Origin of the sequence: Nostoc sp. UCD121, from assembly GCF_014222285.1 — a bacterium.
Classification (GTDB): Bacteria; Cyanobacteriota; Cyanobacteriia; order Cyanobacteriales; family Nostocaceae; genus Nostoc.
The window spans coordinates 18,890-28,234 of the sequence record NZ_JACKZS010000096.1; the positions used below are offsets into that span (position 1 = coordinate 18,890).

The following is a 9,345-nucleotide window of genomic DNA, read 5'->3' on the forward strand; positions in this document are numbered from 1 at the left end:
AGAGGCTACGCCAACGGCTTCGCTCAGTACAAGTGATAAATGACAAAATATGTTACAAGCATTAATTGAGCCATTGCAATACGGCTTTATGCAGCGATCGCTCGTGATTGCCATTTTAGTTGGGATGTTGTGTGCAGTTGTAGGCAGCTACCTAATGGTACAGCGCCTAGCCTTGCTGGGTGATGCCATCAGTCACTCAGTTTTACCCGGACTAGCGATCGCTTTTATGGTGGGAGCAAATATATATGTTGGCGCATTTATTGCAGGTGTTCTGAGTACAATGGCGATCGCCTGGATTAGAGTGCGATCGCCAATCAAAGAAGATGCGGCAATGGGCATAGTTTTTTCAGCATTCTTTGCCCTTGGCATCACGCTAATTACTGTTATTCAAAAAGATAATAAAATCGACTTGAATCACTTCCTTTTTGGCAACATTCTTGGCGTTACCATTGATGAAGTGCGAGACACTGCTATCATTGCCACTATTGTTTTAATAGTTGTTGTTTTATTATATAAAGAGCTTTTATTTTACACATTTGATCCTTTAGGCGCTCAAGCTGCGGGTTTGCCAGTTAATCGGCTGAACTTTGGATTAATGGTACTAATAGCTTTGACAATTGTCGCCAGCATGAAAGCTGTCGGTGTGATTTTAGTATTATCGCTTTTAATTACACCAGGAGCTACCGCTTATTTATTAGTTAAGCGTCTCAACCAAGTCATGATTTTGGGTGCAGTAATTGGCGTAATTTCCAGTATTAGCGGGATGTACCTCAGTTACTTTTATAACTTGCCCTCTGGACCTGCGATCGTTTTAGTAGTATCAGGGTTATTTTTGCTGGCATTACTATTTAGTCCTAAATACGGTATTTTTATGAGTAAACAACTTAAAGCCAAAGAATAATTCTCTGCGATCGCACCGTAGTATATTAGTAGACAATGCCACCATACTTTTTGAGCAAGTTAGAAATTCTAAAAGACTAACAAAAATTACTGCATAATTTAAATTTGTCGGGTAAGCTGACAACAGCAGTTTTAATCCTCAAAACAATGACCGCAAGTAGTCCCACGATTTTAGCCCTGGACTTTGATGGAGTGATTTGCGACGGACTAATTGAATATTTTGAGGTAGCGTGGCGTACCTACTGTGAAATTTGGTCGCCAGCTAACGACACACCAGCAGATGATTTAGCTTTGAGATTCTATCGCCTGCGCCCCGTAATTGAGACGGGTTGGGAAATGCCCGTTTTAATCAAAGCCTTAGTAGATGGAATTCCTGATGAAAAAATTCTTCATGAATGGTTAAGCATCGCCCCACAACTTTTGTTAAATGACAAGCTACAAGCAAGAGAAATTGCTGCGAGACTAGATAACCAACGTGATGAATGGATTACCACGGATTTAGACGGTTGGCTAAGTCTGCATAGATTTTATCCGGGTGTAATAGAAAAAATAAAATTAACCCTTGACAGTGGAGTTAAGCTATACATTGTAACCACTAAAGAGGGACGTTTTGTACAGCAGTTGCTCCAACAAGAAGGAGTTAATTTACCAGCAGCAGCAATTTTTGGGAAAGAAGTCAAGCGCCCCAAATATGAAATTTTGCGAGAATTAAAGCAACAAGCAGAAAACAAGCCAGTTAGTCTCTGGTTTGTAGAAGATAGACTCAAGACGTTGCAGTTAGTCAAACAGCAAACAGACCTTGAAGACGTAAAACTGTTCCTTGCAGACTGGGGTTATAACACCCAAGTAGAAAGAGAAGCGGCTCAAAATGATCTGCAAATTCATTTGTTATCACTGTCTCAGTTTGCCAGAGATTTCCCTGCTTGGGTTTAACTAATTCGTAATGGGCTTTGCCTGCTACTTTAAAGTAATTCGTAATTTGTAAGTGGTCTAAATCTCCAACTTACTTTTATTACGAATTACATTAGCAATCATTAAAGTCTAATTATCAATTACGAATTATTTTAATTTTCTAGCAAAATGGCAACGAAGCGAGATATTTAAAAAATGTAGATAAATAATAATGAATTACTAAAACTCCTAATTTCTCACTCCTAATACCAATTCTGTATAAAGGTGCGCCAAACTATATGAGGAACGAACCGCAAAGGACGCAAAGAACACAAAGGAAGAAAGAAGAAGCTAAGGAAATTTGGCATAGCTTCACAAAGAAATGGTATAACTCCTAATTTATAATTTATTACTTACCTTTATGCTTGATTTAACAAAACTGGCGCGACAAATGCAGGGTTTAAGTCAGCATCTTACCTTAGAAGCTGCTGCCAGTCGTCAGCGTTTAGAATTGGCACAACAACATCTAAAAAATGCTTATGAGTCTCAACAAGATTTAATCGATCGCCAGGAAAAATGGCGCGATCGCATTCTCTTTGCTAATGCTACCCCAATTGAGCCGCTAGAAACCTGCATCGATATCTCAGTTCCCCCAAAAATTCATACTGTCATCGCTACCGATGGTTCCCAAATTGCCCCCAACCATCACGAAATTGCTTACTGTTATCTACTCAATATTGGCAGAGTCGTCTTACACTACGGACAAAACCGCCATCCGCTACTCGATAGTTTGCCAGAAGTATTTTACCGCCCAGAAGATTTATATATGTCTAGGCAGTGGGGAATTAGAACCGAGGAATGGATGAGTTTTCGCCGCACTGCATCAGAAACAACGGTTTTAGCGGAACTTGCATGTGCAGCTAAAGGGGAAGCACCAGCATTGGCGATGGTAGATGGTTCGTTAATTTACTGGTTTTTAGAACAGTTACCGATGGACGCACGCGATCGCATTTTACCCCCCATTCTGGAAGCTTGGCAACAGATGCGTGATGCTCAAATTCCCCTGATGGGTTATCTTAGCGCCTCTCGCAGCATCGAAACAATGAACTTTTTACGCTTATTGGCTTGTCCTCATCCAGTGCCAGACTGTAAAACTTATTGTCCAAATCAGCTAGAAAAAGTAGCTTGTAAAATTTTTGAACAGTTGCGAGACACTTCTGTTTGGGCAACCAGACTCAAACCAGGACAACGCAGTACCCTTTGGCGGAGTAATTCTCCGATTCTCGAACTCTACGGGGATCAAAGCATTTATTTTTGCTATGTCCACGTTGGCACAGAAATCGCCCGAATCGAAGTTCCGGCATGGGTAGCGGAGAATGCAACCATGTTAGATCAAGCACTTGGGCTGATGTTAGCACAAGTACAAAAAGGATATGGCTATCCAGTTGCGATCGCCGAAGCGCATAATCAAGCAGTGGTAAAAGGTGGCGATAGAGCGCGTTTCTTTGCCCTCCTAGAACAACAAATGATTAAAGCTGGTTTAAAAAATGTCGGAACTTCCTACAAAGAAGCCAGAAAGCGTGGGAGCATTGCTTAACCCTCTTTAATCACTCTCGCTAGATAAAAATCTAAAACCCTTATTTTTCAGGACTTTTATCAATTTAGGCGTAGGTTTGGTCAATGTATGTCCCACGTCTTAGGTCTATCTTTGTAGTATGTAAAGAAGCACTTCAACCTAAGACTATGCCTTCATCTAAAAAATCTATCACCTACCCATCCAGCCAGAAAAGCAACCAAGCCGATAACTACCACGGTACTTTAGTCGCAGATTCTTATCGTTGGTTAGAAGATCCTGACTCTGAAGAAACAAGAGCTTGGATTGAGGCACAAAATCAAATTACCTTTGGCTATTTGAGTGAAATTCCTGTTAGGGAAAAAATTAAACAGCGCCTCACCAAACTTTGGGATTATGAAAAATATGGTATCCCTTTTAAAGAAGGCGAATCTCTACAAGACGGTTCTACCGAACGCTACTTTTATTTTAAAAATGACGGACTGCAAAACCAAAGTGTCCTTTACAGTCTAAAAACCCTCGAAGATCAACCCAAAGTTTTACTCGATCCCAATCAACTCTCAGAAGATGGTACTGTTGCTCTTTCAGGATTGTCTATTAGCCAGGATGGGAAACTTTTAGCTTATGGTTTATCCACCTCTGGTTCTGATTGGCAAGAGTGGAAGGTACGCGATGTTGAAACTGGTGAAGACCTACAAGATCATCTGAAGTGGATTAAATTTTCTGGTGCATCGTGGACACACGATAATCAAGGTTTCTTCTACAGTCGCTACGATGAGCCGAATGAAAAAACTCAATTAGAAGATGTTAACTATTATCAAAAGCTCTACTATCATCAACTAGGCCAGCCTCAATCAGAAGATGTATTAATTTATCAACGTCCTGACCAAAAAGAATGGGGTTTTGGTGGTGGTGTTACTGAAGATGGACACTATCTAATAATTTCTATTTGGCTGGGTTCTGACTCCAAAAATTTAGTTTTCTTCAAAGATTTAACTAACCCTAATGCTGAAGTCGTAGAATTAATTAACCAATTTGAGGCAGATTACAGCTTTATCGACAATGATGATAGCGTCTTTTATTTCCGCACAGATTTAAATGCACCACGGGGAAGAGTTATTGCAATTGACACTAAAAACTCTGCGCCAGAAAACTGGCGAGAAATTATTCCTCAATCAGCAGAAACCTTAGAAAGTGTAGGCATACTCAATAATCAATTTGTTGCTGATTACCTCAAAGATGCTCATAGCCAAATTAAAATTTTTGACCTCAAAGGCGGGTTTATTCGTGAGATAGAATTACCTGGGCTTGGTTCAGCCGGAGGTTTTGGAGGAAAGCGTCATGATACCGAAACTTTTTATAGTTACACCAGCTTTACCACGCCAGGAACTATCTATCGCTACGATATGATAACTGGTAAAAGCACTGTTTTTCGCCAGCCAGAGGTAGATTTTAATCCTAACGATTATGAGACAAAACAGGTTTTTTATCAGAGCAAAGATGGTACTAGAGTACCCATGTTTATTACGCACAAAAAGGGCATTAAGTTAGATGGAAATAACCCCACTTATCTCTATGCTTATGGTGGTTTTAATGTTTCAATGACACCTGGCTTCTCTGTGAGTCTGTTGGTGTGGATGGAGATGGGGGGTGTCTATGCTATGCCCAATATCCGCGGCGGTGGAGAATACGGCGAAGAATGGCATCAAGCAGGAATGAAGGAGAAAAAGCAGAATGTCTTTGATGACTTTATTGGTGCAGCTGAGTGGTTGATTGCTAATAAATATACTAAGACACAGAAGCTAGCGATCGCAGGTGGTAGTAATGGTGGCTTATTGGTAGGTGCTTGCATGACACAGCGCCCCGATTTGTTTGGTGCAGCGTTACCAGCAGTCGGCGTGATAGATATGTTGCGGTTCCACAAATTTACCATTGGTTGGGCTTGGACTTCCGAATATGGTTCAGCAGATAATTCAGAAGAGTTTCCAGTGCTGTATGCTTATTCGCCACTCCACAACATCAAACCAGATACAGCTTACCCAGCAACCTTAATTACCACAGCCGATCATGACGATCGCGTTGTCCCTGCTCATAGTTTCAAATTTGCCGCTGCTTTGCAAGAAGCTCACGCAGGTGATGCACCAGTCTTAATTAGAATTGAGACTAAGGCAGGACATGGTGCAGGTAAACCCACTGCTAAAATTATCGAGGAAGCCGCAGATAAATGGGCTTTTTTGGTGCGGACTTTGAATGTTGAAGTTTAGGATAATCTAATACTTCTGTTGATAAGGGTGGAGAAAAACAGAAGCAATTAAACCTCATCTATGTTGAAACGTAGAGTTTTTTAAAAGATATATTTATGTAGGTTGGGTAGAGTGAAACTCAACCCAACATTACCACCAAATTTTATGTTGGGTTACGCTAAAGCTGCACCCAACCTACAAAACTACGGTTCTCAAGGTAGACGAGGTTTATTTACCTTAAAATTAGAAATTTTGCATTTGGCATTGCTTATGAAGTTACGTTCATATATGTTTATAGGTTTTTTTCTGAGTCTGCTCCTAACTTTTTTGCCTTTTTCGAGCAATTTCATAAATGCTGCAACACCGACAGCAGTCGCACCTGTATCTGCGGCCTCATTCACCCAAGGGGTAAAAAAAACGGTGTTGGACAACGGCTTAACAGTGCTAACCAAGGAAGTCCATACTGCTCCAGTGGTGAGTGTGCAAGTTTGGTATAAAGTTGGTTCCCGTAATGAGGTTAAGGGAGAAAATGGCATTTCTCACCAGCTAGAACATTTGATGTTCAAGGGTACAACTGCCCGGCCAGTGCAGTTTGGAAGATTGTTTAGTGCTTTGGGTAGCCAGTTCAATGCCTTTACTAGTTATGACGAAACAGCTTACTTTGGCACAGTGCAACGAGACAGACTCGAAGCATTGTTGACACTAGAAGCCGATCGCATGGAAAATTCCTTAGTTGGGCCTGAACAACTAAAGAGTGAAAAGCGGGTGGTAATCTCGGAGTTACAGGGGTACGAAAATTCACCAGGTTATCGTCTGAGCCGGGAAGTGATGCGAGATGCTTTCCCTAACAGAGCTTATGGCTTACCAGTGGGAGGCACAAAAGCTGATGTAGAGAAATTTACGGTAGAGCAGGTACGGAATTATTACCAAACCTACTACAGCCCAGAAAATGCCACGTTAGTAATTACGGGGGATTTTGCCACGGAACCTGTACTCAAAGTTGTTAAAGAAACTTATGGAAAGTTGGCAAAACGATCGCAACAGGGGACTGTAAAGAAAAATGTCGCTCCATCTTCTCCAGTTGCCGCTACTACTAAAAAAGCACCGATTGTTTTGAAGCAACCAGGAAGTGCGGCACTACTGGAAGCAGTGTATCCTTTACCAGATATCAAGCATCCTGATGTGCCGGCAATTGATGTGATGGATGCCATTCTCACAGGTGGACGTAGCTCTAGACTTTACCAGGCTTTGGTAGAATCTGGACTCGCTAGTTCAGTGAGTGGCGGTGCTGCCGAACTCATTGAACCAGGTTGGTATGAAATTAATGCTACGGCGGCCCCAGGTCAAGAGTTAAGTAAAATTGCCCAGGTGCTTCAGGAATCTTTAGGAAAGTTGCAACAGCAGCCTGTCACCACAGAAGAATTGAACCGGGCGAAAACGCAACTGCAAGCCTCGTATATCTTGGGTAATCAAGATATTACTAGCCAGGCTACCCAATTGGGATATAACCAAACGATCGCAGGCGATTATCGTTTTATAGAAAAGTATCTGGCTGCGATCGCTAAAGTCACCCCAGCCCAAGTACAAAAAGTAGCGAAAACCTACCTAAATCCGGCTAAACAAACCATCGGCTTCTTTGAGCCGACTCAACCAGATGGTAAACCAGGGACTTCTAGCGCTGGTTCTGGGCGCACAGTAGAAAATTTCAGCCCCGGTAAACCTGTAGATCCGGCAGAACTAGCTAAATATCTTCCACCCGCCACATCATCTACAGATTCGGCCAAACAATCGCTACCAGAAGAGTTTACTTTAAATAATGGTTTGCGGGTTTTGTTGTTACGCGATCGCAGTCTCCCCACTATTAACCTAAGTGGACAAATTGACGCTGGTACTGAATTTGACGGTAATCAAAAAGCTGGATTAGCGAATTTGACTGCGGCCAACTTAATGAATGGGACACAGACTAAAAATGCTCTTACCCTAGCAAAAACCTTAGAAGACCTGGGAGCCGATTTGAGCTTCAGTGCTAGCCGTGAGGGAGTGAACGTTAGCGGTGAAGGACTTTCAAATAACCTGCCGATATTGATTCAAACTCTGGCAGATGTGTTAGAAAACGCCACTTTCCCCACCGACCAGCTAGAATTGAGCCGTCAACGGGCGCTGACAAGTCTTAAAGTCCAGCTAGATGATCCTAGAGGACTAGGACGACAAGTATTCCAGCAGGCAATTTATCCTGAAAATCATCCATTTCATAGCTTTCCCACATTCGAGAGCTTAAAGAGCATTAGTCGTGATGATTTGCTTGGCTTCTATCAGACACACTACCGACCAGATAGCACAACGATCGCAATAGTTGGAGATTTTGATCCAGTTAAGGTAAAAACTTTGCTGAATCAGGCATTTGGCAAATGGCAAGTCACAGGTAAGCCACCTATGCTGAAAATATCATCCGTGCCATTACCGCAAACTTCGACACGTTTAAACAAAATAATTCCTGGTAAAGCTGAGGCTGTTACCTACATCGGCTACAACGGCATCTCTCGCAAAGACCCGCGTTATTATGCGGCACTGATACTGAATCAAATTTTGGGTGGTGATACATTGTCGAGCCGCTTGGGTACGGAAGTGCGCGATCGCCTCGGTCTAACCTACGGTATCTATAGTAATTTTGCCGCCGGCATCAATCCCGGCCCATTCTTGATTCAGATGCAGACTGCTCCAGGAGATACCCAAAACGCGATCGCCAGTACTCTCGCTTTACTTAAACAGTTGCGCGAACAAGGAGTAACTGAGGCTGAATTCAATACGGCAAAACGCTCACTTACTAATAGCTACCCCGTGGATTTAGCTAATCCCAGTAATGTATCAAGTATCATTTTGGATAATGCTGTCTTGGGACTTTCACGATCAGAAATCCGAGACTTTCCTCAACGGATTCAAGCAGTCACTATGGCTCAAATGCAACAGGCAATTGAGGATTTAATTAAGCCAGAAAATCTGGTAATTGTCACCGCCGGGCCTGGAGAGACTGTACTTAAAGGCGGTTAATTAACTCACTGAATTTTAAATTTTGGATAATGAAATTGAAAGATTCAAAATTCCAATTTAACCTGACAGTGCTAAGAGACACATACCTGAACATTTTGAGAGAGTATTTCTCTATCTAACGGAGGAATTGAGAAAGATAGTATCAGGACAAAATAAACAGATATTCCGATCACCTGACGAACTTTAACTTCTATTTCCCCATTTCTAGATAGAAATGGGGAATTTTTTTCAAAAGCTACCAACGTAGAATTCCAATGAAATATTTATCTATCTTTAGGAGGAATAAGATAAAGTCTAAAAATAATAAAAACTTAAGTAGCCCGATTACCCTACCGAACTTTGTTCTAGCTCTCCCCATGTTTTTATCTAACGGGGGAGAGTTTATTTAAAAAATCGATGGCTGCACCAAGGAGAATGAGAGTTCTTGCAAATCAATGAGCTTAGTTTAATCCTTGATTATCCCTAACCTTCGTGAAAATAATTTTTAATGACGCTTTCATATTGCTAATGCAATTCATAAAAAAGTATGTAATTAGAGCAATTTTAACTTATAACTATCGCAATAAGTATCTAGGCATAAATAAATTTAAAGTTTGTAGTAAGGACTTTAGTCCTGATAACCCTTGCTCTGAGCGATAAATCGCTCACTACAAACTAAGAGTTTATTTTATATTTACTTATGTCTACCTA

At 41.4% G+C, this 9,345-nt stretch carries 5 protein-coding genes; all 5 read left to right on the forward strand.

Going from position 1 to position 9,345, the window contains the following annotated elements; genetic code table 11:
- Window positions 1-49 precede the first annotated feature (49 nt).
- The 5 genes from GNF10_RS20215 to GNF10_RS20235 all read left to right on the forward strand — a co-directional run bounded on the left by GNF10_RS20215 (window position 50) and on the right by GNF10_RS20235 (window position 8,655).
- The gene (locus tag GNF10_RS20215; protein WP_185582870.1) at window positions 50-901 is read left to right on the forward strand and encodes a metal ABC transporter permease; all 852 of its coding nucleotides are present in this window, start codon (window positions 50-52) and stop codon (window positions 899-901) included.
- A 146-nt stretch (window positions 902-1,047) separates the two neighbouring features.
- Window positions 1,048-1,833: an HAD family hydrolase gene (locus tag GNF10_RS20220; protein WP_185582872.1), complete on the forward strand. Its 786-nt coding sequence runs from the start codon at window positions 1,048-1,050 to the stop codon at window positions 1,831-1,833.
- 379 nt (window positions 1,834-2,212) lie between these two features.
- Complete coding sequence (locus tag GNF10_RS20225) at window positions 2,213-3,388, forward strand: DNA double-strand break repair nuclease NurA (RefSeq protein WP_185582874.1); 1,176 nt, start codon at window positions 2,213-2,215, stop codon at window positions 3,386-3,388.
- Window positions 3,389-3,534: 146 nt separating this feature from the next.
- Window positions 3,535-5,628: a prolyl oligopeptidase family protein gene (locus GNF10_RS20230; RefSeq protein ID WP_185582877.1), complete on the forward strand. Its 2,094-nt coding sequence runs from the start codon at window positions 3,535-3,537 to the stop codon at window positions 5,626-5,628.
- 249 nt (window positions 5,629-5,877) lie between these two features.
- Window positions 5,878-8,655 (forward strand): pitrilysin family protein, encoded by a 2,778-nt coding sequence (locus tag GNF10_RS20235; protein WP_185583400.1) that lies wholly within the window; start codon window positions 5,878-5,880, stop codon window positions 8,653-8,655.
- Window positions 8,656-9,345 lie beyond the last annotated feature (690 nt).

Coding starts and splice junctions, on each gene's coding strand:
- GNF10_RS20215 (WP_185582870.1), top strand. CDS start 50: ATGTTACAAGCATTAATTGAGCCATTGCAATACGGCTTTATGCAGCGA.
- GNF10_RS20220 (WP_185582872.1), top strand. CDS start 1,048: ATGACCGCAAGTAGTCCCACGATTTTAGCCCTGGACTTTGATGGAGTG.
- GNF10_RS20225 (WP_185582874.1), top strand. CDS start 2,213: ATGCTTGATTTAACAAAACTGGCGCGACAAATGCAGGGTTTAAGTCAG.
- GNF10_RS20230 (WP_185582877.1), top strand. CDS start 3,535: ATGCCTTCATCTAAAAAATCTATCACCTACCCATCCAGCCAGAAAAGC.
- GNF10_RS20235 (WP_185583400.1), top strand. CDS start 5,878: ATGAAGTTACGTTCATATATGTTTATAGGTTTTTTTCTGAGTCTGCTC.